Below are 24489 nucleotides of genomic sequence, written 5' to 3' on the forward strand. Positions count from 1 at the left end.
AGGAACCGCGCGAACCATGGCCGACAGACCTGATGCAGGCAAGACGGACGCCCATGAACATCCATCCGTCGAGCAGTATCTGGTAAAGGACCCAGAGCGTTTCGCGCTCAATCTGGCGCGCGTCATCGAACAGGCCGGCAAGGCCGCTTCCGCCTGGGCCGAACCGCGTGAACGCGGCGAGGTGCGCGACAGCGTTGCCGAGCCCATGGCCGACATGGTCAAGACCTTCTCCAAGCTCACCGAATATTGGCTGGCCGACCCCCAACGCGCCCTGGAGGCGCAGACCAGGCTGTTCGCGGGCTATATGAATGTCTGGGCCAGCGCCATCCATCGCATCGGCGGCGTCGAGGACGAGGCCACAGGTGTCAAACCGGAACGCGGCGACAAACGCTTCCAGGACCCGGAATGGGGCAAGAATGCCTTCTTCGATTTTCTGAAACAGGCCTATCTGGTCACCTCACGATGGGCGGCCGACCTTGTCGAACATGCCGAGGGCCTGGACGAGCACACGCGACACAAGGCCGGCTTCTATGTGAAGCAGGTGTCGAACGCGATCTCGCCATCCAACTTCATCCTCACCAACCCTGAACTGTTCCGCGAAACCGTATCCTCGCACGGCGAGAACCTGGTGCGCGGCATGAAGATGTTCGCCGAGGATATCGCCGCCGGCAAGGGCGACCTGAAGCTGCGCCAAGCCGACTATTCGAAATTCGAGATCGGCCGCAACATAGCCGTTACCCCTGGCAAGGTGGTCGGCCGCTCCGACGTCGCGGAGATCATCCAGTACAGCCCGGCAACCGAGACCGTACTGAAGCGCCCTTTGCTGATCTGCCCACCATGGATCAACAAGTTCTACATCCTCGATCTCAACCCGGAGAAGTCCTTCATTCGCTGGGCAGTGGAACAAGGCCATACCGTCTTCGTCATTTCCTGGATCAATCCTGACGAACGCCACGGCACCAAAAACTGGGAAGCCTATATCCGCGAGGGGCTGCAATACGGCCTCGACGTCATCGAACAGGCAACCGGGGAACGCGGCGTCAACGCAATCGGCTATTGCGTCGGCGGCACGCTGCTGGCCGCAGCACTCGCTCTCCTGGCGCAGGAAGGCGATGACCGCGTCAAATCAGTCACCTTCTTCACCACCCAGGTCGACTTCACCTATGCCGGGGACCTCAAGGTCTTCGTCGACGAGGAACAGATCGCCGCACTCGAAATCGCGATGCGTGGTAAAGGCTTCCTCGACGGCACCAAGATGGCGACCGCCTTCAACATGCTTCGCTCGGGCGATCTGATCTGGCCCTATGTCGTCAACAATTACATGCGCGGTAAGGAGCCTCTTCCCTTCGACCTGCTCTACTGGAACGCCGACTCCACCCGCATGGCGGCTGCCAACCATTCGTTCTACCTGCGCAATTGTTACCTGGAGAACAACCTTTCGCGTGGCCAGATGGAGCTTGCCGGGCGCACGGTTTCGCTCTCCGACATCACAATTCCTGTCTACAACCTGGCTTCCAAGGAAGATCACATCGCACCGGCGCGCTCGGTCTTCCTCGGCTGCCAGTATTTCGGCGGCGAGGTCGACTATGTGATGGCGGGTTCCGGCCATATCGCCGGCGTCGTCAATCCACCTGCACTTGGCAAATACCAGCACTGGACCGGCGGCAAACCGGTTGGACGATTCGAAGACTGGATCGCCGCCGCCACCGAGAACCCAGGCTCGTGGTGGCCACACTGGCAACGCTGGATCGAGGCGAAGGACGACAAGCGCGTGCCGGCCCGGATTCCGGGCAAGACCATGGAAACGCTGGGCGACGCTCCCGGCGACTATGTAAAAGTCAGAGTGTAACAATCTGTAATATGCGGTGAGTTGACCTCTTCGCCAAAGCGGGCGAAATGGTCACGTCAATCATCAATTTGACGCAAATCACGCAAGCTCGGACGATTTCATAAGAAAGCTTGCGAATTTGTCACAGGTCTCGTTTCCGATTGCGGAAACTCGATCATTCGGCGGCGTCCTGGCGCCTGAGATGACGGTTCGGATCGGCTAGCGAGGGGGAATTTGGATTTGAGGGCAAGCAGCTCGCGCTTCGCGAAAGGAGAACGCCGCGCCGTCGTGGCGGCGTTGTGTGCGTTGCTGCTGGCTTCCTGCACCTCGACGGGTGCGCCAGACCTCGGCGTCGCCAATCCGAACTATGCAGCCTCCGACGCCGGAACAAATCCAGCCGCGACAACACCGGGAACTCCGAACACCACGGATCCGGCCCAAGCCGCCGCGGCGACCCCGCAGACGCTGATGACCGCAGAGGGCGACACCGCCCTGCCCGAACAGATTGCCTATCTTCCGTCCGCCAAACCAGGTACCGCTACTTTTCCGCTGACCGCTCCGATCGATGCACAGGCTCTTGTCGGCAACACGCCGCAACAGCTGGTCGCGCCTGAACAAACCGCCCAGCAAACGGCCGCTGCGGCCCAACAGGTCGCGGCTGGCACTACCGCCGTCCTGCCGCAACAAGGCGTTGCAACCAGCCAGCGAGCTGCCGAGCCAGCCGCGGTGGCACCGCAGACAGCCAGCGCTGCAACCCCGGAAATGAACCATCCGGTTTATGTGACGGCTGGCGAAATGCCGGCGGCGCCTGCCAAGCCGGAAAAGAAGGGCTTCTTGGCCTCGTTGTTCGGCTCGTCACCAGCCAAGGCAGCGCCGGTCGCGGAGAAACCAAAACCGATCGTGCCCGCGGAACAAGCCGGAACCAAACAAGCGATCATCCCCGAAGACAAGCCCGCCAAGCCGATCATCACGCTGGCTTCCGCCGAGGTCGGCCAAAAGCAGGCGACGCTGGCTTCCGCGGACAGTTCATCTGCATTCAACAGTCTGCCCGGCGTGCGCAAGACCGCGCTGTTCGAGATCACCCGCCGTTCCGGCACCTACGATGACAGCGATGTCGACCTCAATGAGGACGACGAGGGTGGCTCCTATCAGGTGGCTTCAGCCGCCGGCCTGGCGCGCCTCGCGCCCAACGGCCTGCTGAAACAGACCGAAAGCGTGGATGTTGCTTGCCTGAAACCGTCGCTGGTGCGTGTCCTGAAGCAGATCGAAGGGCATTACCGCAAGAAGATGATCGTAACCTCCGGCTATCGCGACCAGGCCCGCAATGTGCGTGCGCGCGGCGCCAAGAACTCGCTCCATATGTATTGCGCCGCCGCCGACATCCAGATTCCGGGCGTCAGCAAGTGGGATTTGGCCACTTATGTCCGTTCACTGCCCGGGCGCGGTGGTGTCGGCACCTATTGCCACACCGAATCCGTGCATGTTGACGTCGGCCCCGAGCGCGACTGGAACTGGCGCTGCCGCCGCCGCGGTTAGGCCACCAAATACCCGCACCGTCTAGAAAAAACCTTTCAGGAACGCCGCCGCGCCGTCGGTAATGCCGACGATCTTGTTTGTCGCCTGCCGGTAGAACTTGAAATTGAGCTCGGTTCCGGGCCTGCCATCCTGCCAATCGGTCAGATGCTTGAGTTCGCTGCGGCCAAGTGGCCGCCTGGCAAGCGCTGTGCGCCTGACCGATATGCTGACACGCGGCGTCTGCCGTTCAATGTCCGCTTGCTTCGCCACCGCTTCCGCGGATAGCACGATGCCACGCGCGACGAGGCCATGCCCGCCTTCGTTCTCGCTTGCGAACAGGAAGATCGTATCGCCCGCGGCGATGTTCTTGCCGCCATACATCGTCTTCTGCGCAGTGAACGCAAAATGCTCCGCTTGCGGATCGGCAATCTCAGCCTTGATCGCGAACGCCATGTCTTTCTCCCCGGTCGGCGAGAATAACACGTCCATAGCGTGTCGTTCAGACCGTGCTGTCGGGAGAAACGTACTGCGATTTGCCGAAAAGCGTCAGGCCGCAGGCCTTGGCGAGCGCCGTGGAGGCAAGATTGTCGGTCTGGCAACGATACTGCGGCTCATAACCCTGGCCGAAGGCATAGCGGCTCAACGCACGTACCGCTTTGCGCGCATGTCCCCTGCCCCGGAACGGCACAAGTGTCAGCACACCGATGTCCGCAAGCTTCGATCCGCTCCAGGGATAGGCACTGGCGGCGCTGACCAGACACTCCTCTTCGAACGCCCCAAAAACCGCCCAGTGGTTAAGCTCCACATAGGCGTCATCGAGGTCCTGCTCGGTGGCGGCCGCCTGGAAAGCGGCAAAGACGGCTTCGTCCCGTTGCGACAATTGCCGAGCGGCATCGATGCTTTCTTGCGCAAGCGCAGCCCGCTCCGATTCGCGAAAGTAGAAAAGATAGTCGGCCCCGTGCAGCCTGATTCCCGCTTCATCCAGCTTCCCGCGGAAAATCACCTCAGAGAGTTCCTGTTGACGGCTCAGGTTCGCCCTGGCGGCCATTTCAGGCGTCAGCGCAACCAGGACCTTGCCATGGACCGTTTCCAGCACGGTCACCCGTTCATCCTCCCCGAGGGCCGGATTGACAGTGAGCAGAAGGGTTTGGTCTTCATAAAGCACTTCGCCATCCGCAAATGGTTTCTTCCAAAAATCGACAATCTCTTGTGAAAACAATGACATGACTTATACTCAGCAAGCAGTTTCGGCGATCACCTTCGCTTATGCAGGCGACGATGGGTCCACGATCCCTTCAAAAGATCGCGAAAAGCTGTTGCGTCGGACAAGTCGGCAACAATGCGGCATCAACCATGCCAGCGTCCGGACCTTTGCTGCACCAGGTGCTGTGGCTATCCTTTCAGGCCAGGTACCGAACCCCAAGGAATCCAACGCTATCGGGTCTTCTTCGCAAGGGTTGGAAAAAAATGCAGAAAACCCGATTTTGACGGGTTGCCCGCCGCGCGCAACGCCACTATAAGCCGCCTTGGCTGCGCCCATCGTCTAGCGGTCAGGACACCGCCCTTTCACGGCGGTAACAGGGGTTCGATTCCCCTTGGGCGTACCAGTTTTCCACACACCGGAGTTGTCGGACCCTGCTGTTCCACAATGCAGCGTGGAAGAGTCTCATGGCTTCAGTGCAGTTAGCCGACGCTTCCGAGATTTCCCGTCAACACGATGAGATCCGCCTGACGGCTGGCACCTGTCTTGGCAAAGATCGAGCGCAGATGCGCACGCGCCGTTTCGTAAGAAATTGACTTCCGCTCGGCAATCTGCCTCAACCGCATACCCTGACAAAGCAGTACGGAGATCTCGGCTTCCGTCCGCGTCAATCCGAAGGCCTGGCGCAGAAGCTGCGGCTCGGCCGCGTTGCGCCGCTCCGGATTCTCCAGCAGGCAAACGCCGACGGACGGCGAGAAAAAGTCAGGCAGGCTGCCACCCAGCCTCTGGATGCGCATGGCCAGCGGGCGCCTGCCCTCGCGCGCGATGAGGAGCGGACCATCCGCGCCGGCGGGGCGAAGCCACGATTCGCTGAGAACGGAACGCACGCGCTCCCTGATGCGCGTCGTCTCTTCGGAGCGGCGAGAGCGCAGTTCCCCGTTGCTGACCTGGAGCTCGCTTCCAAGCAACCGGGCTGCTGCGTCGTTTGCACGCGTCACCTTGCCGAAGCGATTGAAGAAGATCGCCGCCACATCCGCCAGCTCGAACGCTTCCATCATGCCGGCGACACGATGCTGCATGGCGTTGCGCATCAGCGTCGACGCCATCGTGAGACGATCGCGCATCGCGCGCAGGACCGAGACCTCTTCCTCGCTGAAGAAATCATCGACCAGCTTGCGGTGCAACGTCATGACCAGCATGTCCTCCGGCGTCGAAAAGGCGACCATGCACGAGCGTCCGATGCCGTGCTTGGCGTGGAAGCGGTAGTAGGGATGGTGTTCGAATTCGTCGCGCGACGTGTATTGCGGCTCGCAGGCGGTGCCCTGCTTCAAAAGGTGCGGCACGCCGCGCAAACGCCAGTCGTTCTCATGCCAGCCATCGTTGAAATAATCCTCAAGCGCGCCGCCAAGGCTCTCGGTGGCAATGATCAGTTGAGGCGAACGTTTGGCCACAGGGATGATATTGACGCCAAATGAGCCAGTCGCTTGCGCGACGCTTTCGACGATGTCCTGCCACAGCGATGGACTGAACGCCGCTTCCACTACCTTGTCGAGGGCAAGGTCGAGCCCTTTGAGATCCATGTTCACCGTCGAGCCCCCCAGCTCGCATAGTGCTCAGATCATTGCAGAGACGGTGATGGGAGTACAACGGAAAAGCACGGCGGCGACCCGACGGCTACCAAAGGATGAGATGCGGCAGCGTCCTCAGGCTCAGGTGCTGACACCCAGTTCGACCAGCCGTTCCACACAGGATTCCTCAGCCTGGTCGAGTTCAGCCAGCGTCTCTTCGAGGTCGCGACGCTTCTGGCGCAGAGAATCCCGTTTCTCCTCGATGCGCTTGATCATGAGCTTGAGCTGCCCGACCTCGCCGGGCGGCTCCTTGTACATCTGGATGATCTCGCGGATCTCGGCGATAGCGAAGCCCAGCCGCTTGCCACGCAGGATCTGGCGGATGAGGTGGCGGTCGGAGGGGCGGAACAGGCGCGTACGCCCACGCCGCACCGGAGCGACCAGCCCCTCGTCCTCATAAAAACGCAGCGTGCGCGTCGAGATATCGAATTCGCGCGTCAATTCGGTGATCGTGTAGTATTCCCGCATTGTCGCTCCGGGCGCAGATGGCTTTAAAATATGCCGTTGTCCGTCGTGCCACCTCGCACATGGATGATGCGAGAATCGAACAGCATGCGGGTTCCTCGGAAGCTTCGCACGGCATTTACGTAAAAGTCAATTGCAGGCAAAAATCCTCAATCGTTTCCGCAATCCAACTGCCTATGGCGCCAGAATCGTTCAAATCTGCACCAGTCGCCCTCGCCTGAACTCCCAGCTTTTCGGCGCAATGAGTTTTCACCGCTCGAAGCTCGATGAGCCAAGGCAATTGGCGACTGGTCCGCTCTGCGGCCCCTCAGCCCAGATGCAACCACCAACTGGCAAAGCTCAGGAAGGCCAGGAAGCCGATGACGTCGGTGATCATGGTGGTGAAGATCGACGATGAGATCGCAGGATCGGCGCCGAACTTGTCGAGGAAAAGCGGGATCAGGATGCCGCCAAGCGACGCCGCCAGCATATTGACGATCATCGCGGCCGCAATGACGAGGCCTAGATCCACATTCTGGAACCATGTGCCGGCGACCAGTCCGAGCAGGGTCGCGATGATAGCGCCGTTGAGCAGCCCAACCAGCACTTCGCGGCGAATGACGCGGCCGGCATTGTAGATGTCGAGATCACGGGTCGCGAGCGCCCGCACAGTCACCGTCATGGTCTGCGTACCGGCATTGCCGCCGAGTGAGGCAACGATCGGCATGAGCGCGGCCAGCGCCACCATTTCCTCGATGGTGGCACCGAACATGCTGATCACCGAGGCGGAGAGGAAAGCCGTGCAGAGATTGACCAGCAGCCATGGCACGCGCGAGCGCGATGTGGCGGCCACCGTATCGGACAGCTCCTCGTCGCCGACACCGCCCATGCGCAAAAGGTCTTCCTCCGCCTCCTGCTGGATGACGTCGACCACATCGTCGATGGTGAGCACGCCGACCAGCCGTTCATTCTCGTCGACGACGGCGGCGGACAGAAGGTCGTATTGCTCGAATTCCCGCGCCGCCTCTTCCTGATCCATCGTCGCCGGAATGGCGTGGCGGGTCTCATGCATGATCTCTTCGACCTTCACCGCGCGCTTGGCGCGCAGCACCTGGTCGAGCCCGACGGCGCCGAGCAGTTTGAAGGTCGCGTCGATGACGAAGATTTCGGAAAAACGGTCCGGCAGATCCTTGTCTTCGCGCATGTAGTCGATGGTCTGCCCGACCGTCCAGAACGGCGGCACGGCGACGAATTCGGTCTGCATGCGCCGGCCGGCGCTTTCTTCCGGATAGTCGAGCGCGCGGCGCAGCCTGATGCGCTCGGTGAACGGGAGCTGCGACAGGATCTCGTCCTGGTCCTCCTGGTCGAGGTCCTCCAGGATGTAGACGGCATCGTCCGAATCGAGCTCCTGCACCGCCTGTGCGATCTGCGCGTTGGGCAGGTTGTCGACGATATCGAGGCGGATCGCCTCGTCGACCTCGGTCAGGGCCGAGAAGTCGAAATCGGAACCCAGAAGTTCAACCAGTGCCCGGCGCTGATCGGGCAGCAGGGCTTCCAGCAGGTCGCCCACTTCTGACTGATGCAGGTCACCCACTTCCCGCTTGAGGGCGAGGATGTCGCGATCGGCGATGGCAGCACCGATGTGGGCAACGAAGGGCGCACGGATGACGCCGTCCTCGCCATAAATGTCGGCGTGGATCGGGTCGGCCTCGTTACGCTCCTCACCTTGCATGTTTTCCCCGCGACCGGTTTGAAGGGAAAGGGTCCGTGCCCGGTGTAGAACAAGACGTTGCCGGATTGAAGCCGTATACAGGCCGGAAAAGTATGCCAATCCAGGGTTCCGCAACCAGCCAAGTCCGCCCCGCGAAAACTCTTTGCCGGAAGGTGCGAATATTGCTGGCGATGGCCTTGTTTCGCCGGAAACGATTTGCTACACGCCGCGAGCCGGTGCACTCCGGCCCTACCACGTGCGGTCGTGGCGGAATTGGTAGACGCGCAGCGTTGAGGTCGCTGTGGGGCAACCCGTGGAAGTTCGAGTCTTCTCGACCGCACCATTCTCACTCCGAGAACCCAGCATTTCTGCGGCTTTCAGCCGAATGTATCCCACGTCAGGATCATGCCTGGGACACATTCACTCGTTTATGGGCTTCAGCAGAGTGTCCCTGGGATAATCGCCGGAACTGGACGTCGGCTCCGATTGGAGCCATATGATGACAAGCCTTTCCGTGAGCGCCATGACCGAACGCAGCCAGATAGCCACGACGTTCCTGCCCTTTGCCGGCTCCGCGCCGGTGGAGTGGTGCATTGAACCGGGTCTTACCGACTATGCGCATGCACTGGCTGTCATGGAGGCACGAGCCGAGGCGATTCGAACAGGCACCGCGGGCGAAATGGTCTGGCTGGTCGAACATCCGCCGCTCTACACCGCCGGCACAAGTGCGCAGTCGGGCGATCTGATCGACCCGGACCGCTTTCCCGTGTTCAAGGCCGGCCGCGGCGGCGAATACACCTATCACGGCCCCGGCCAGCGGGTTGCCTATGTGATGCTGGATCTCAAGCGTCGGCGCGAGGACGTCCGCGCCTTCGTGGCTGCGCTTGAGCAATGGATCATCGCAACGCTTGCCGCCTTCAACGTGAAGGGCGAGCGACGCGAGGATCGCGTCGGCGTCTGGGTGGTGCGGCCCGACCGGCCAACATCGCTCGATGGCACCCCTGCGGAAGACAAGATCGCGGCGATCGGCATCCGTCTGCGCAAATGGGTCTCGTTCCATGGCATCGCCATCAATGTCGAGCCGAACCTGTCGCATTTCGGCGGCATCGTGCCCTGCGGCGTCACCGACCACGGCGTCACCTCACTGGTCGATCTCGGCCTGCCGGTGACGATGGCAGATCTCGACATTGCCTTGAAGGCTGGCTTCGAAAGCGTATTCGGCCCTGCCGAGGCACTCAGGGCGGAGTTGCAGCGCAAAGCCGGCTGAGGCCGGCAGCGCTAAAATCACGCCACGTAAGCCCAACCGCTACGACCTCGTAAGCCGCCGGCTCTCCGGTGACCTGGAGATTGCGGCATGCAAATGCATGAGAAGAAGCGGCGCGTTGCAATCATCGCAAGTGTACGAGCGACACGTCGCGCCGAGGCTTCATCGATGCTTTTTCTGAAAGGTTCGTCCTGGTGCCCGTATCGGGCCGGACTATGGTCTGTCTTCACGGCCGACCACACCGTCGGCCTTGTCCATTAGCCACGGCCTCTGCCGCGGCGATTTCATCACATCGCGCCGATCCACATCGCCATCGAGACGAGGAAAGCGCTCATGCAGACAAGAGAGGCGACGTCCTGGATCAGATCGGTCATGGCTGGCTCCTGTTGTTAATATGTACGCAATTTGTTCTAATTTTGTTCTAAAGTCAACGGAACAAAGCAGCACCATCGGACGATTCCGGGTGGCGCCTGAAGCCAGGGTTAAGGAAAGGTTGATGAGAGCGGAGGGGTGCCGGGTTATGCCGGGAATTCACAGGGCATGCCCTGCCCTGGCCTGATCAGGAGGATCACAGGTCGATACCCGGCAACAAAGCGAGAGACGTCGAACTGGCGTCAGCTCACTTCAGACGCTCGCTGATGAGGATAGATAGGCCGCTCCCCTGGTGACACGATGCTGCCTTCGACCAGTGCCGCTCGACTTTTCAGCTCACCACCTCGGCCATCATTCATACCTCAGCGCCTCGACGGGATCGAGCCGCGCCGCCCGCCAGGCTGGAAGCAGCGTTGCCAAGAATGAAAGCACTAGCGCCATGGCAACGACGGAGAGCGTCTCGCCCGCCTCCATCTTGGCCGGCAGCTCACTGAGGAAATAGAGCTCTGGATTGAACAGCACCGTACCCGACAGCCACGAGAAGAACTCGCGTATGCGCTCGACGTTGAGGCAGATGAGAACGCCGAGCAGCACGCCGGCAGCGGTACCGGCAACGCCGATCGCGGCACCGGTCATCAGGAAGATGCGCAGGACAGCGCCACGCGTCGCGCCCATGGTGCGCAGGATGGCGATATCCTGCCCCTTGTCCTGCACCAGCATGATCAGGCCAGAGATGATGTTGAGCGCCGCCACCAGCACGATCATCGTCACGATCATGAACATGACGTTGCGCTGGACCTGCAGCGCCGAGAAGAAGGTCTGGTTACGCTGGCGCCAGTCGGTCAGGTAGACCTGCCGCTGCGCCGCCTCCTCCACCTTGGGTTTGATCGCTTCGACATCATCGGGACTGTCGAGATAGACCTCGAGACTCTGCGCCTTGCCTTCCGAGTTGAAGTACATCTGCGCTTCGGAGAACGGCATGTAGACGATCGAGGCATCATATTGTGACATGCCGACCTCGAAGATCGCCGTCACCGGATAGCCTTTCACACGTGGCGTGGTGCCGAGCGGGCTGATATCGCCGTCGGGCGAGATCAGCGTGATGATGTCACCCAATGCCAAGCCGAGATTCTCGGCCATGCGGCGGCCGATGGCGACACCGCCGGCGGTGTCGAAACCGACGATCGAGCCCTGCTTGATGTTGTTGGCCACCAGCGTGACCTTGTCGAGATCCTCGCCACGGATACCGCGCACGAGTGCTCCGCCGCCTGACCCGACATTGCCCTTCGCCAGCACCTGGCCCTCGACCAGCGGGACGGCATATTTGACGCCGCTTACGCCGTTGATGCGCTTGGCAAGCTCGGCATAGTCTTCGAACGGCAGGTCTACCGGCGATACGATGAGATGGCCGTTGGTGCCGAGGATACGCGACAGCAGTTCCGCTCGGAACCCGTTCATCACCGCCATCACGACGATGAGCGTCGCCACGCCCAACATGATGCCGACGAAAGAGATCGAGGCGATGACCGAGATCACCGTCTCCTTGCGGCGGGAGCGCAGATAGCGCCAGGCCACCATGCGTTCGAAACCCGAGAAAGGCCCGGCGCCCGCCGGCTTGGCTGCCGCCGTCTGGCTCATCCGGCAACGCCCAGGCGCTGGACGACGATCAGGCGGGTCGGGCCGAAACCATAGGAGCCCATGGAAACGCGGTGTCCCTTCTTTACAGCGGCACGACCTTGCCTTCGGCCAGCGTCACACGGCGGTCCATGCGAGCGGCGAGCTCATGGTTGTGCGTGGCGATCAGCGCGGCCAGGCCTGACTGCCTCACCAGGGCCTCCAGCGCATCGAAGACATAGGACGCCGTCACCGGGTCGAGATTGCCGGTCGGCTCATCCGCCAAAAGCACCAGCGGGGCATTGGCCACAGCGCGCGCGATCGCCACGCGCTGCTGCTCGCCTCCAGACAGTTCCGCCGGCCGATGCTGGGCGCGTTTGCCGATCTGCATGTAGTCCAGCAACTGCGCCGCGCGCTTAGCGGCCTCGGGCTTCGGCAGACCGCGGATCAGTTGCGGCATCATGATGTTTTCGAGCGCCGAGAATTCCGGCAGCAAATGATGGAACTGATAGACGAAGCCGATGTCATTGCGGCGGATCGCGGTGCGCTCCTCGTCCGACAGTCGCCCACAGGCCCTGCCGGACAGGATGACATCGCCACCGTCAGGCTTTTCCAGCAAGCCCGCGGTGTGGAGAAGCGTCGACTTGCCAGTACCCGACGGCGCAACCATCGCCACCATCTCGCCACGCCGTAGCGAAAAGTCGGCGCCATTCAGGATGGTGAGCTTACGCGGTCCTTGAACATAGTGCCGCTCGACACTCTTCAGCTCCAGCACCAGCTCAGTCATCACTCGTACCTCAGCGCTTCGACCGGATCGAGCCGAGCCGCCCGCCAGGCCGGAAACAGCGTCGCGATGAAGGACAGCACGAGCGCCATGATGATGACCGAGAAGGTTTCGCTGGCGTCCATCTTGGCCGGCAGCTGGCTGAGGAAATAGAGCTCGGGGTTGAACAGCACCGTGCCCGACAACCACGAGAAGAACTCGCGGATACGTTCGACGTTGAGGCAGATGAGAACGCCGAGCAGCACGCCCGCAATGGTGCCGACCACGCCGATCGCGGCACCGGTCATCAGGAAGATGCGGAGCACGGCACCACGCGTCGCCCCCATGGTGCGCAGGATGGCGATGTCGTGCCCCTTGTCCTTCACCAGCATGACAAGACCGGAAATGATGTTGAGCGCCGCCACAAGCACGATCAGCGTCAGGATCATGAACATGACATTGCGCTCGACCTGTAGCGCCGAGAAGAAGGTTTGGTTGCGCTGGCGCCAGTCGGTCAGGTAGATTTGGCGCTGCGCCGCCTCCTCCACCTTGGGCTTGATTGCTTCGACATTGTCGGGATTGTCGAGATAGACTTCGAGACTCTGCGCCTTGCCTTCCGAATTGAAATACATCTGCGCTTCGGAAAAAGGCATGTAGACGATCGAGGTGTCGTACTCCGACATGCCGACCTCGAAGATCGCCGTCACAGGATAGCCTTTCAAGCGCGGCGTGGTGCCGAGCGGGCTGACATCGCCGTCCGGTGAGATCAGCGTAATGGTGTCGCCAAGCACGAGGCCGAGATTTTCAGCCATGCGGCGGCCGATGGCAACGCCGCCGGCCGTATCGAAACCGACGATCGAACCCTGCTTGATGTTGTTCGCGACCAGCGTGATCTTGCCGAGATCCTCGCCGCGGATGCCACGCACCAGCGCACCACCACCGGAGCCGACATTACCTTGCGCCAGCACCTGCCCCTCGACCAATGGAATGGCGTATTTGACGCCTGGCACGCCGTTGATGCGCGTGGCAAGCTCGGCATAGTCTTCCAGCGGCATGTCCACCGGCGTGACGATGAGATGGCCGTTGATGCCAAGGATGCGCGACAGAAGCTCGGCCCTGAAACCGTTCATCACCGCCATCACGACGATCAGCGTCGCAACGCCCAGCATGATGCCGAGGAAGGAAATCGAGGCAATGACCGAGATCACCGTTTCCTTGCGGCGCGAGCGCAGATAGCGCCAGGCCACCATGCGCTCGAAACCCGAGAAAGGCCCGGCGCCCGCCGGCTTGGCTGCCGCCGTCTGGCTCATGCGGCGGCACCCAGGCGCTTGAGAGCGGCGCCGAGTGATACCGTTTCGCGCTCGCCGCTCCTGCGGTTCTTGATCTCGACCTCGCCGGCGGCGACCCCACGCGGCCCGACGATGACCTGCCAGGGCAGGCCGATCAGATCGGCGGTGGCGAACTTGCCGCCGGGGCGCTGGTCGGTATCGTCGTAAAGCACGTCCTTGCCGGCGGCAGTCAGCGTCGCATAGAGTTCGTCGCAGGTGCGATCGCAATCGGCATCACCCGCCTTCATGTTGATGAGGGCTATGTCGAAAGGCGCGACGCTCTCCGGCCAGATGATGCCGGCTTCGTCATGGCTCGCTTCGATGATGGCGGCGATCAGACGGGTCGGGCCGATGCCATAGGAACCCATCGAAACATTGTGCTCCTTGCCGTCGGGCCCCTGTACCTTGGCACCCATCGGCTTGGAGTACTTATCGCCGAAATGGAAGATATGGCCGACCTCGATGCCGCGCGCGGAGAGACGCTCGCCATCGGAGATCTTGTCCCAGGCGGCTTCATCATGCATCTCGTCGGTCGCGGCGTAGGGCGTCGTCCATTCTTGAACGATGCCGGCGATCTCGCCGTCGTCGTCGTAGTTGACGTTTTCGCCCGGTACCGGCAGCGACAGGAAATCCTTGTGGCAGAACACCTGGCTTTCGCCAGTCTCGGCCAGAATGATGAATTCGTGGGAAAGGTCGCCACCGATCGGGCCGGTGTCGGCACGCATGGGGATCGCTTTCAGGCCCATGCGGGTGAAGGTGCGCAGATACGACACGAACATACGGTAGTAGGCCGCCTTGGCACCCTCGTAGTTGAGGTCGAACGTATAGGCGTCCTTCATCAGGAATTCGCGACCACGCATGACCCCAAAGCGCGGGCGCACCTCGTCGCGGAACTTCCACTGGATGTGGTAGAGGTTGAGAGGCAGGTCCTTGTAGGACTTGACGTAGGAGCGGAAGACCTCTGTCACCATCTCCTCGTTGGTCGGGCCGTAGAGCAATTCGCGGTCCTGCCGGTCCTTGATGCGCAGCATCTCCTTGCCGTAGGCGTCGTAGCGGCCGCTTTCGCGCCACAGCTCCGCCGACTGGATGGTCGGCATCAGGATTTCCAGAGCGCCGGCGCGGTTCTGTTCCTCCCGGATGATCGCGCAGACCTTGTCGAGCACACGCTTGCCCAGTGGGAGCATCGTGAAGGAGCCCTGCCCCTGCTGGCGGATCATGCCGGCACGCAGCATCAGGCGATGCGAGACGATCTCGGCCTCGCGGGGGTTCTCTTTCAGGATGGGCAGGAAATAGCGCGACAAACGCATGGGCGGGTCCGTAAGTGAGGAAGGCCGCGCCGGAATCGGCGCATAGCGGGCTTCAGTGCAAGGGCTTCATAGCCATTTCATGGCGGAATGGAAACCCGCGCGTCCACGGCAAGTGCGCGCTGGTAAAGGCTGTTCTTTCCTTAAGCAAGCCAAGCCGTTTTATTGTGCAATGCAGCACAGGAAAGTACGTTTAGTCGTAAAATTTAACGTGACATTTTCATGCGCGCTGTTCTACTGTGACAACATAACCGAGAGGATGGGGTAAAGACCTATTCTCCTGCGCGGTCAAAGTCTTGGGAGGATGCGATCTAGGCGCGGTAACTCGCAGCCGCCGGAAACGGAAAGCAGATCGGACGCGTTTAAATTGCAAGGCTTCGTGCCTTGCATTTTTTTTGAGCAATCAGTGAATTGCTGTTCTCTATTGAAGTGAACGATAAAGCCGGCTCACGAACTGAATTCAATTTTGCCGGCGGAAAAACCCGAGTTTTCCTTCCAATTTTTCTCAGCTTTTTTCATCGATTTAGACGACATTGCCGTTCGTATGCCGGGCAGCTCTCCCGACGGCAACGACGTCACGCAACCGTCACAACATTGTCATTCCGACTGCCTGGGTCTCTGCCCACGCGACCGCGACGACCGTCAAAAAATTATTGGCGGAGATTCCATATTGCACTGCAACAAGAAGAAAACCCTCACGGCACCTGAAGACAGTGACGCGGCTTCAGTCGAATTTCGGAAGGATCTGCGGAATGTCATCCACGGTCCAGCCAAGCCCTTGGGTGACGCCATAGTAGACGCCGAGCACGATGAAGGCCCAGATCGAGGTCCAGATGATGATGTAGAGGAAGCGCGGCTTTTTCGGCGCGCTGGCATTGGTGCCCAGCAACACCTCGCTCTGTTCGTCTTGCCTGCGGAAGCTGAACGGCAGGATCGCGAACAGTGTGATCCACCAGACCACGAAGTAGACCGCGAGCATGGAGATCCAGTCCCAGGGGGTGATGGTTCCTCCGGTCATGCCTGCTCAAGCTCCACCAGCGTGCCGGCAAAGTCCTTCGGGTGCAGGAACAGCACCGGCTTGCCATGCGCGCCGATCTTCGGGTTGCCGTCGCCCAGCACGCGCGCGCCACCCGCCTTCAGCCGATCGCGGGCGGCGAGAATATCGTCCACTTCGTAGCAGACATGGTGCATGCCGCCGGACGGACTCTTTTCCAGGAAGGCAGCGATCGGCGAATTCTCGCCCAGCGGCTCCAGCAACTCGACTTTGGTGTTGCCGAGATCGATGAACACCACGGTCACGCCGTGCTCCGGCAGTGCCTGCGGCATGGTTACCCTCGCACCCAGCGTATCGCGATAGACGGCGCTGGCTGCGGCCAGATCCGGTACGGCAATCGCGACATGGTTCAATCGTCCGAGCATGAAAACTCCAGTCGGCAGTCGGCAGTCGGCAGTCGGCAGTCGGCAGTCGGCAGTCGGCAGTCGGCAGTCGGCAGTGAATGCAATTTCCCGGCTCAGCAAGCAACCCTCAGGATCGATTGCCTATTGCCTATTGCCTATTGCCTATTGCCTATTGCCTATTGCCTATTGCCTATTGCCTATTGCCTACTCCCTTTTCACCTCGTCACAAACACCGTCACCAGCGGCTTCTTGCCCCAGGTCTCGTTGGCGGCGGCGCGTACGGCGCGGCGAACGGATTCCTGGACCAGATCGAGGTCTTTCCGGCGCTGGCGGGGAATGGAGTCTACCGCACCAACGGCCGCGTCGAGCATGATGTCTTCCAGAAGCTCGCCCGCGGCGTCGGCCTCGGCCACGCCAATGGCGACGAGGTCGGGGTCGCCGGCGAGTTCATACTTGTCGTCCAGCACGACATTGACCGCGACATGGCCGGCAAAAGACAGCTTGCGCCGCTCGCGGATGCCCATCGCCTCGTCGGTGCCGACCAGCTTGCCGTCCTTGTAGACGCGGCCATACGGCACCTGGTCGACGACTTCGGCAGCGCCTGGGTAAAGTCTCAGCATATCGCCGTCGCGCACCTGCGCGACCTGGCGGATGCCCGACATCGACATCAGCGATCCCTGCGCCACCAGGTGCGCGGCCTCGCCATGCACCGGCACGCCGATCTCAGGCCGCACCCATTCATACATGCGCTTCAATTCACTGCGGCGCGGATGGCCCGATACATGCACCAGCGCATCACCGTCCTCGATGATCTTCATGCCGAGATCGATCAAGCGGTTCTTGATCTCCAGGATCGCTTTCTCGTTGCCGGGAATGGTGCGGGACGAGAAGATCACGGTGTCACCGGCTGTCAGTGCGACCGATTTCATCTCGTCGCGCGCCAGCTTGGCGAGAGCCGCCAGCGGCTCGCCCTGGCTGCCGGTGCAGATGATGACGAGGTTCTCGCGCGGGATAAAGCCGTAATCCTCCTCCGCGATGAACTCCGGCAGCCCGTCCATGTAACCGAGTTCACCGGACACATCGATGACGCGCTTCAGCGACCGGCCGAGTACCAGCACCTGGCGGCCAGCATCACGCGCGGCCCGCGCAATCGCCACCACACGTCCGACATTGGACGAGAAGGTCGAGATGGCGACACGGCCTTTCGCGTCCTCGATCAGCTTTTTCAGGCTTTCGCCCACCTCCTGCTCGGAAGGCGAATCCCCTTCCCTAAGCGCATTGGTGGAATCGCACACCAGCGCCAGCACACCCTTGTCGCCGTAGGCGCGGAAACGCGCTTCGTCGGTCTTCGGACCGATCGACGGCGCCGGATCGATCTTCCAATCACCTGTATGGATCACCGTGCCGACCGGCGTCGTGATCGCCAGCGACATCGGCTCGGGGATGGAATGCGCAACCGGGATCGCCTCGATCTCGAACGGACCCACAGTGAATTTCTCGCCGGCACGGTAGATCGTCACCGGAATCTTCGGTGCATTCGCCTCGCCCTGACGCTTGGCTTCGAGAAGACCGGCACCGAACGGCGTCATCCAGACCGGCGCCTTCAGCTTCGGCCAGATGTCATGCAGCGCGCCATAGTGATCCTCATGCGCATGGGTGATGACGATGCCACGCAGGTTGGCGAGCTTGTCTTCAATGAAACGCGTGTCGGGAAGGATCAGGTCGACGCCCGGATGAGCGGGATCCGGAAAAGTCACGCCGACATCGATCACGATCCATTCGCGGTTGTTCGCTGGACCATAGCCATAGAGGGCGAAGTTCATGCCGATTTCGCCGACGCCGCCCAGCGGCACGAACACGAGTTCGGCGTTATCCGCTTTCGCCATCCAGTCTCTCCTTTTATTCCACGATGGGCGCGAATGGCGCCGTGGAAACCTAGAGCATGCCCCCGAAAAGTTGCAGACTTTTCGGAAAAGGATCATGCGGTAAAACAAATAGATAGAGCGAATTGCCGATCAAGGCAGTCCGCTCTATTGCGCTCCGGCCGAAGCCACCGCGCCGAAATGCACGTCGCCGGCGGCAACCGTTATTAGGCGTCCTCCGCTTTCGCGGATCACAAAACGACAGTCTTCGTCAATGGTCTCGAAGATGCCACGCACGACATCGCCATCGATCCTGACCGCAACCTCGCCGCCAAGCCCTGCCGCCCGCTCAAGCCAACGCTGGCGGATGGCATTCAGCCCCCGCCCGTCGGCCCACAACCGCGCGTTTTCACTCCAGGCGTCAGACAGTGCCAGGAACAGCGTCTCGGCGTCGCAGGTTGCGCCAAGCGCCTTCAGCGACGTCGCAGGATAAGGCAGGTCCTGCGGATGCGCCACGACATTGACGCCGATGCCCACGGCCACGGCAAACCGATTGCCGTCGAGCAGTGTCGATTCCAGCAGGATGCCGGAAAGCTTGGCGCCCGAAGCCAGCACGTCGTTCGGCCATTTCAACTCGAAACGGTTGCGGCCCGCGGCAGCTCCGTCAAGCGCGACCGCGATACGCCCCCTAGGAACCACCGCGTCAAGCGCATCGGCCAAGGCCAGCCCTGCAACGAAGCCGAGCGTTGCGGCCATGCGCAGGTCGCCTTCCGTGACCACGAGCAGTGTGGCTGCGAGATTGCCTTCCGGCGTCGCCCAGACGCGCCCGCGTCGCCCGCGTCCGCTCTCCTGCTTCTTGGATACGACCCAGAGCTTGCCGGGATCGCCGGCGCGGGCATGCTCCAGCGCCAGCGCGTTGGTAGAGCCGACACTGTCATGCGCTTCGAGACGAAAGCCTTGAGAAGCGGCAGTCGGCGCCAGCGTGAAGCCCATCAAAAGAACGTCTTCGCAGCAGCTTGTGCGTAGGTGCTGATAGGGCCGCCGATCAATACGTAGAACAACACGAAGGCACCGGAAATGCCAAGCACCAGGCGCAGCTCGCCGGCCATGGGCTGGAAGCCGCCGACAGACTCATCGAACCACATGAGCTTGATGATGCGCAGGTAATAGAACGCGCCCACCACCGAAGCCAGAACGCCGATGATCGCCAGCGCATAGAGGTTGGCATTGATGGCCGCGAGGAACACGTACCACTTCCCCCAGAAGCCTGCGAGCGGCGGAATGCCGGCCAGCGAGAACATCAGGATGGTGAGGATGGTGGCCATCACCGGATTAGTGGAGGAGAGCCCGGCCAGATCGCTGATCTTTTCGACATTCTCGTTGTTGCGGCGCATGGCGAGGATGAAGGCGAAGGTGCCGAGCGTCATCACCAGGTAGATCAGCATGTAGATGACGACGCCGCGCACGCCGGCCTCGGAATTGGCGGCGAGGCCGACCAGCGCGTATCCCATGTGACCGATCGAGGAATAGGCCATCAGGCGCTTGATGTTGGTCTGGCCGATGGCAGCGAAGGCACCAAGCGCCATCGACGCGATCGAGATGAAGACGATGATCTGCTGCCAATCCTTGGCGATCGGCTCGAAGGCCCCCATCGTCACACGCACGATGAGCGCCATCGCCGCCATCTTCGGCGCAGCGGCCAGGAAGGCCGTGATCGGGGTCGGAGCGCCTTCATAGACGTCGGGCGTCCACATGTGGAACGGCACCGCGGAGATCTTGAAGGCAAGACCGGCCAGCACGAAGACCAGGCCGAACACGAGGCCGAGCTGGCGCTCGCCCTGTCCCAATGCCGAAGCGATCGCTTCGAAAGAGACATTGCCGGTGTAGCCGTAGACCAGGCTGATGCCGTAAAGAAGCATGCCTGACGACAGCGCGCCGAGCACGAAGTATTTCAGCCCGGCTTCCGTGGAGCGGACATTGTCGCGATTGATGGCAGCCAGCACATAGATCGCCAGCGACTGCAGCTCGAGGCCGAGATAGAGCGCGATCATGCCGTGCGCCGAGATCATCAGCATCATGCCGAGCGTGCAAAGCAGGATGAGCACCGGATATTCGAACTTGTCGAAACGTTCGGCCTTGGCGAACCGCACCGACATGATCAGCGTGACCGCTGAACCGATCAGCGACAGAAGCTTCATGAATCGGGCGAAGGCATCCTGCACGAAGGCACCGCCAAAGGCATTGCCCTCGCCTGAGACGAACAGCATCCAGCCGCCGGCGACGATCAGGATCGCAACCGCAAGCCCGGTGATTGCCCCGCTCGAAGCTTCGCGCGAATAGGCGCCAACCATCAGCAGGACCAGCGCGCCGATGGCGATGATCAGCTCCGGCGTCGTGAGCGAAAGGCTGGAGATAAGATCCGTGGTCATGATGCTCTACTCAGTGCGCCGCCGCGGTCTGCGCGGAGCCGATGGATGCGGTGACGTTGGTGACGAGGGACTTTACGGAGGCTGCCGTGGCGTCGAACACCGGCGCCGGATAGACGCCGAAGAAGATGACCAGAACCACCAGCGGGTAGATCACCACCTTCTCGCGTGGCGACAGGTCCAGCATCCCCTTCAGGCTGTCCTTGGTCAGCGCCCCGAAGATGACGCGGCGATAGAGCCACAGCGCATAGGCCGCCGACAGGATGACGCCGGTGGCGGCGAAGAACGCCACCCAGGTGTTGACCTTGAAGGCGCCGAGCATGGTCAGGAACTCGCCGACGAAGCCGCTGGTGCCCGGCAGGCCGACATTGGCCATGGTGAAGATCAGGAACACAGTAGCGTATTTCGGCATGTTGTTGACGAGGCCGCCATAGGCCGCGATCTCGCGGGTGTGCAGGCGGTCGTAGATGACGCCGACACAGAGGAACAGCGCACCCGACACCAGGCCGTGGCTGAGCATCTGGAAGATCGCGCCCTGCACGCCTTCTTGGTTGATCGTGAAGATGCCCATGGTGACGAAGCCCATATGGGCGACCGACGAATAAGCGATCAGCTTCTTGATGTCCTCCTGCATCAGCGCCACCAGCGAGGTGTAGATGATGGCCACCACCGAAAGCGTGAACACCATCGGCGCGAAGAATTCGGACGCCAGCGGGAACATCGGCAGCGAGAAGCGCAGGAAACCGTAACCGCCCATCTTCAGAAGGATGCCGGCCAGAATGACCGAACCGGCCGTCGGCGCCTCGACGTGCGCGTCCGGCAACCAGGTGTGCACCGGCCACATCGGCATCTTCACCGCGAAGGACGCAAAGAAGGCCAGCCATAGCCATGTCTGCATGTTCGCCGGGAAATTGTGCGTCAGCAGCGTCGGAATATCGGTGGTGCCGGCCTGCCAGAACATCGCCATGATGGCCAGCAGCATCAGCACGGAACCGAGCAGCGTATAGAGGAAGAACTTGAACGAGGCGTAGACGCGCCGCTTGCCGCCCCACACGCCGATGATGATGAACATCGGGATCAGGCCGGCCTCGAAGAAGACGTAGAACAGCACGATGTCGAGCGCGCAGAACACGCCGATCATCAGCGTTTCCAGGATCAGGAACGCGATCATGTATTCCTTGACGCGCTTCTCCACCGAGCTCCACGATGCCAGGATGCAGAGCGGCATCAGGAAGGTCGTCAGGATGACGAACAGCATCGAGATACCGTCGACGCCCATGTGGTAGGAGATGCCGCTGTCCAGCCAGGAGGTCTTCTCCACGAACTGGAAACCGGCGCTGGAATTGTCGAAGTAGATCCAGATCGGCAGCGACACCAGGAAAGTGATGATGGTCGTCCACAGCGCGATCGCGCGCACGTTACGGCGTCCCGCATCGCTGTCGTCGCGAATGAACAGGATCAGCAGCGCGCCGACGAGCGGCAGGAATGTGACCGTGGAGAGAATTGGCCAGTCGGTCATCAGAGCATCATCCAGGTGACGAGTGCCGCCACGCCGATCAGCATGGCGAAGGCATAGTGATAGAGATAGCCGGTCTGCAGCTTGACCACGCGGTTGGTGACATCGACCACCCGGGCCGAGACGCCATCAGGCCCCAGGCCGTCGATGACCGCGCCATCGCCCTTCTTCCACAGGAAGTAGCCGAGGCGCTTGGCCGGCCGCACGAACAGGAAGTCGTACAGTTCGTCGAAGTACCACTTGTTGAGCAGGAAGGCGTAGAGGCCGCGATGGCGCTGGGCCAGCGTCACCGGCATCTGCGGCGAGGAGATGTAGAACTTCCACGAAACCAGGAAGCCAACCACCATGGCGACGAACGGCGACAGTTTCACCCACATCGGCACGCCGTGCATGTCGTGCAGGATGTGATTGTCCGGCAGCGTGAACAGCGAACCTTTCCAGAATTCGGCATAGGCCTCGCCGATGAAATAGTCGTGGAACAGGAAGCCAGCGGCAATCGCGCCGGCCGCCAGGATGAACAGCGGTACCAGCATCACCGGCGGCGATTCATGCACATGGTGCATCACGTCGTGGCTGGCCCGCGGCTTGCCGTGGAAGGTCATGAAGATGAGGCGCCAGGAATAGAACGAGGTGAAGCAGGCGGCGATGACCAGCAGCGTGAAGGCGAAGATCGCAACCGCATTGTGGCCAACGAAGGCGCTTTCGATGATGGCATCCTTCGAGAAGAAGCCGGCCGTGCCGATGACGGTCGCCGGGATACCGACGCCCGTCAGCGCCAGCGTGCCGATCACCATCATCCAGTAGGTGGTGGGGATCAGCTTGCGGATGCCACCCATGTTGCGCATGTCCTGCTCGTCCGACATCGCGTGGATGACCGAGCCGGAGCCCAGGAACAGAAGCGCCTTGAAGAAGGCGTGCGTGAACAGGTGGAAGATCGCCGCGCCATAGGCGCCGACGCCGAGCGCCACGAACATGTAGCCGAGCTGCGAACAGGTCGAGTAGGCGATCACGCGCTTGATGTCGTTCTGCACCAGGCCGACCGTGGCGGCGAAGAAGGCGGTGATGGCGCCGATGAAGGTCACTACCGTGAGCGCCGTATGGGACAGTTCGAACAGCGGCGACAGGCGGGCCAGCATGAACACGCCTGCGGTGACCATGGTCGCGGCATGGATCAGCGCCGAAACCGGTGTCGGGCCTTCCATGGCGTCCGGCAGCCAGGTGTGCAGCGGCACCTGCGCCGACTTGCCCATGGCACCCATGAACAGCAGCAGACAGACGACGGTGAGAGCCGCACCCTTGTCCAGCGCATAGCCCAGGAAGGTCAGTACCGTCTCGCCATGCGCGGTCGCGGCGGCGGCAGCATCATGGCCGGCCGGCGCGAACGAAGCGGCATTGGCGAAGATCGTCGACAGGTTGACCGAGCCGAACAGCATGTAGACGCCGAAGATGCCCAGCGCGAAACCGAAGTCGCCCACGCGGTTGACGACGAACGCCTTGATGGCGGCAGCGTTGGCGGAAGGTTTCTTGTACCAGAAACCGATCAGCAGATAGGACGCCAGGCCGACACCTTCCCAGCCGAAGAACATCTGGATCAGGTTGTCCGACGTCACCAGCATCAGCATGGCGAAGGTGAACAGAGACAGATACGCAAAGAAGCGTGGCCGGTTCGGATCGTGGTGCATGTAGCCGATCGAGTAGATATGCACCAAGGCCGAGACGGTGTTGACCACCACCAGCATGACGACGGTCAGCGTGTCGATACGCAACGCCCATGCGGCGTCGACCGCACCCGACTGGATCCAGCGCAATACTGGCACGGTGAAGGCTTCGCCGGAACCCAGCGCGACCGTGAAGAAGGCCACCCAGGACAGTGCCGCAGCGATCACCAGGAAACCCGAGGTGATGTATTCCGATGCCTTGGCGCCCAGCGAATTGCCGAACAGCCCGACGATCAGGAAGCCGATGAGAGGAAGAAAGACGATTGCCTGATACATGATAGCTTCGCTCAACCCTTCATCATGTTCACGTCTTCGACCGCGATCGAACCGCGGTTGCGGAAGAAGACGACCAGGATGGCAAGACCGATCGCCGCTTCAGCCGCCGCCACCGTCAACACGAACAGCGCGAAGACCTGGCCGACGAGATCACCCAGCGCCGCCGAGAAGGCGACGAAATTGATGTTCACCGCAAGCAGGATCAGTTCCACCGACATCAGGATGACGATGACGTTCTTGCGGTTCAAAAAGATGCCGAACACGCCGAGCGTGAACAGGATCGCCGAGAGCGTGAGGTAATGTGCGATGCCGACGGTCATC

21 protein-coding genes and 2 tRNA genes are annotated in these 24489 nt (G+C 61.4%); 6 read left to right on the plus strand and 17 right to left on the minus strand.

All coding sequences use genetic code 11. The annotated features are described in order from the left end of the window. Positions 1-16: 16 nt before the first annotated feature. Together phaC and AO692_RS00585 are read left to right on the plus strand one after the other, a co-directional pair. Positions 17-1849: a class I poly(R)-hydroxyalkanoic acid synthase gene (gene phaC / locus AO692_RS00580; RefSeq protein WP_054308082.1), complete on the plus strand. Its 1833-nt coding sequence runs from the start codon at positions 17-19 to the stop codon at positions 1847-1849. A gap of 213 nt (positions 1850-2062) precedes the next feature. After that, complete coding sequence (locus AO692_RS00585; protein ID WP_054308083.1) at positions 2063-3364, plus strand: YcbK family protein; 1302 nt, start codon at positions 2063-2065, stop codon at positions 3362-3364. A 21-nt stretch (positions 3365-3385) separates the two neighbouring features. Here the strand turns inward: AO692_RS00585 and AO692_RS00590 are convergent, their stop codons facing one another. Together AO692_RS00590 and AO692_RS00595 are read right to left on the minus strand one after the other, a co-directional pair. Further along, positions 3386-3796, minus strand: a complete 411-nt coding sequence (locus AO692_RS00590) for a hypothetical protein (RefSeq protein ID WP_054308084.1) — start codon at positions 3794-3796, stop codon at positions 3386-3388. Positions 3797-3842: 46 nt separating this feature from the next. Next, positions 3843-4568, minus strand: a complete 726-nt coding sequence (locus tag AO692_RS00595; RefSeq protein WP_054308085.1) for a GNAT family N-acetyltransferase — start codon at positions 4566-4568, stop codon at positions 3843-3845. Between AO692_RS00595 and AO692_RS32605 the strand changes: the two genes are divergently transcribed. Both AO692_RS32605 and AO692_RS00600 read left to right on the plus strand, forming a co-directional pair. Further along, positions 4567-4863 (plus strand): hypothetical protein, encoded by a 297-nt coding sequence (locus AO692_RS32605; protein WP_152979662.1) that lies wholly within the window; start codon positions 4567-4569, stop codon positions 4861-4863. The genes AO692_RS00595 and AO692_RS32605 overlap by 2 nt on opposite strands. Positions 4864-4875: 12 nt before the next feature. Further along, positions 4876-4950: transfer RNA gene (locus AO692_RS00600), tRNA-Glu, on the plus strand. Between the two features lie 76 nt (positions 4951-5026). Here AO692_RS00600 and AO692_RS00605 read toward each other — a convergent pair. The 3 genes from AO692_RS00605 to mgtE all read right to left on the minus strand — a co-directional run bounded on the left by AO692_RS00605 (position 5027) and on the right by mgtE (position 8348). Then, on the minus strand, positions 5027-6124 hold the full coding sequence (locus tag AO692_RS00605) for a helix-turn-helix transcriptional regulator (protein ID WP_054308086.1): 1098 nt from the start codon (positions 6122-6124) through the stop codon (positions 5027-5029). A 129-nt stretch (positions 6125-6253) separates the two neighbouring features. Next, complete coding sequence (locus AO692_RS00610) at positions 6254-6640, minus strand: MerR family DNA-binding transcriptional regulator (protein WP_054308087.1); 387 nt, start codon at positions 6638-6640, stop codon at positions 6254-6256. A 304-nt stretch (positions 6641-6944) separates the two neighbouring features. Then, on the minus strand, positions 6945-8348 hold the full coding sequence (mgtE, locus tag AO692_RS00615) for a magnesium transporter (protein WP_054308088.1): 1404 nt from the start codon (positions 8346-8348) through the stop codon (positions 6945-6947). Positions 8349-8585: 237 nt separating this feature from the next. Between mgtE and AO692_RS00620 the strand changes: the two genes are divergently transcribed. Both AO692_RS00620 and lipB read left to right on the plus strand, forming a co-directional pair. Further along, positions 8586-8670: transfer RNA gene (locus AO692_RS00620), tRNA-Leu, on the plus strand. Positions 8671-8850: 180 nt separating this feature from the next. Beyond that, a complete protein-coding gene (gene lipB / locus AO692_RS00625) occupies positions 8851-9594 on the plus strand; it encodes a lipoyl(octanoyl) transferase LipB (RefSeq protein WP_054308433.1) in 744 nt (247 codons plus the stop codon). Between the two features lie 720 nt (positions 9595-10314). On the opposite strand, the gene AO692_RS00630 is transcribed toward lipB, so the two are convergent. The 12 genes from AO692_RS00630 to nuoK all read right to left on the minus strand — a co-directional run bounded on the left by AO692_RS00630 (position 10315) and on the right by nuoK (position 24488). Next, on the minus strand, positions 10315-11601 hold the full coding sequence (locus tag AO692_RS00630; RefSeq protein WP_054308089.1) for a lipoprotein-releasing ABC transporter permease subunit: 1287 nt from the start codon (positions 11599-11601) through the stop codon (positions 10315-10317). Positions 11602-11683: 82 nt separating this feature from the next. Further along, positions 11684-12367, minus strand: coding sequence for an ABC transporter ATP-binding protein (locus tag AO692_RS00635; protein ID WP_200911688.1), 684 nt, complete (start codon positions 12365-12367; stop codon positions 11684-11686). Next, positions 12364-13650 (minus strand): lipoprotein-releasing ABC transporter permease subunit, encoded by a 1287-nt coding sequence (locus tag AO692_RS00640; RefSeq protein WP_054308091.1) that lies wholly within the window; start codon positions 13648-13650, stop codon positions 12364-12366. Before AO692_RS00640 ends, AO692_RS00635 begins: the two co-directional genes overlap by 4 nt. Beyond that, positions 13647-14975, minus strand: a complete 1329-nt coding sequence (proS, locus tag AO692_RS00645) for a proline--tRNA ligase (protein WP_054308092.1) — start codon at positions 14973-14975, stop codon at positions 13647-13649. Before proS ends, AO692_RS00640 begins: the two co-directional genes overlap by 4 nt. Positions 14976-15696: 721 nt before the next feature. Beyond that, the gene (locus AO692_RS00650) at positions 15697-15990 is read right to left on the minus strand and encodes a DUF1467 family protein (protein ID WP_054308093.1); all 294 of its coding nucleotides are present in this window, start codon (positions 15988-15990) and stop codon (positions 15697-15699) included. Further along, a complete protein-coding gene (gene mce / locus AO692_RS00655; RefSeq protein ID WP_054308094.1) occupies positions 15987-16391 on the minus strand; it encodes a methylmalonyl-CoA epimerase in 405 nt (134 codons plus the stop codon). Before mce ends, AO692_RS00650 begins: the two co-directional genes overlap by 4 nt. A gap of 194 nt (positions 16392-16585) precedes the next feature. Then, positions 16586-18256: a ribonuclease J gene (locus tag AO692_RS00660; RefSeq protein ID WP_054308095.1), complete on the minus strand. Its 1671-nt coding sequence runs from the start codon at positions 18254-18256 to the stop codon at positions 16586-16588. A gap of 144 nt (positions 18257-18400) precedes the next feature. Continuing rightward, entirely contained in the window at positions 18401-19225 is an 825-nt protein-coding gene (locus tag AO692_RS00665) for a biotin--[acetyl-CoA-carboxylase] ligase (RefSeq protein ID WP_054308096.1), read from the minus strand. Further along, positions 19225-20661, minus strand: a complete 1437-nt coding sequence (gene nuoN, locus AO692_RS00670; protein WP_054308097.1) for an NADH-quinone oxidoreductase subunit NuoN — start codon at positions 20659-20661, stop codon at positions 19225-19227. Before nuoN ends, AO692_RS00665 begins: the two co-directional genes overlap by 1 nt. Before the next feature lie 10 nt (positions 20662-20671). Next, positions 20672-22177 (minus strand): NADH-quinone oxidoreductase subunit M, encoded by a 1506-nt coding sequence (locus AO692_RS00675; RefSeq protein WP_054308098.1) that lies wholly within the window; start codon positions 22175-22177, stop codon positions 20672-20674. Next, on the minus strand, positions 22177-24168 hold the full coding sequence (nuoL, locus tag AO692_RS00680; RefSeq protein WP_054308099.1) for an NADH-quinone oxidoreductase subunit L: 1992 nt from the start codon (positions 24166-24168) through the stop codon (positions 22177-22179). Before nuoL ends, AO692_RS00675 begins: the two co-directional genes overlap by 1 nt. Positions 24169-24179: 11 nt before the next feature. Beyond that, complete coding sequence (gene nuoK / locus AO692_RS00685; protein WP_054308100.1) at positions 24180-24488, minus strand: NADH-quinone oxidoreductase subunit NuoK; 309 nt, start codon at positions 24486-24488, stop codon at positions 24180-24182. Between the last annotated feature and the right edge of the window lies 1 nt (position 24489).

The sequence above is a fragment of the Mesorhizobium sp. 1M-11 genome (assembly GCF_001303895.1).
GTDB lineage: Bacteria > Pseudomonadota > Alphaproteobacteria > Rhizobiales > Rhizobiaceae > Mesorhizobium.